1 pseudogene is annotated in these 800 nt (G+C 39.9%); it reads left to right on the top strand.

Features of this window, described 5'->3' with window-relative positions:
• A pseudogene (locus tag D3H64_RS10195) lies at positions 1–800 on the top strand (hypothetical protein); the annotation flags it as partial.

Genomic DNA, 800 nt, shown 5'->3' with positions numbered 1-800 from the left:
ACCATAGAAAATGATGGCGATCCAATCAAAGTAACAGACGGTAAAGATGGACTAAACGGTAAAACCCCAGAAATCACAACTGAAGATATCGTTGATCCAAAGACCAACAATGTCATTGGTAAGAAAGTCATCGTGAAAGTTGATGGCAAAGAAGTTCAATCCTTTGAAATCAAGAACGGTGAAAAGGGTCAAGATGGAACTAACGGTACAAATGGAACTAACGGTACAAACGGCAAAGACGGCCTAAGTCCAGAGATCACCACACAAACTGATCCTAAGACTGGAAAAGTTACCATCATCATTCAAAAGAAGAAATATGGTGAAGATGGCAAGACCATAGAAAATGATGGTGATCCAATCAAGGTAACAGATGGTAAAGACGGAAATAATGGTAAAGACGGTCTAAGTCCAGAGGTCACCACACAAACTGACCCTAAGACTGGAAAAGTTACCATCATCATTCAAAAGAAGAAATATGGTGAAGATGGCAAGACCATAGAAAATGATGGCGATCCAATCAAAGTAACAGACGGTAAAGATGGAAAGACACCAGAAATCACAACCGAAGACATCAAGGATCCTAAGACCAATGAAGTGATTGGTAAGAAAGTTATCGTGAAAGTGGATGGCAAAGAAGTTCAATCCTTTGAGATCAAGAACGGTGAAAAAGGTGACCCTGGTAAAGATGGAAAAGACGGCCTAAGTCCAGAAATCACCACCCAAACAGATCCAAAGACCGGCAAAGTAACCATCATAATCCAAAAGAAGAAATATGGAAAAGATGGTAAGACCATAGAAAA

It is taken from the genome of Atopobacter sp. AH10, from assembly GCF_003664595.1.
Lineage (GTDB): Bacteria > Bacillota > Bacilli > Lactobacillales > Aerococcaceae > Atopobacter.
This window is presented reverse-complemented; position numbering and strand designations above follow the sequence as displayed.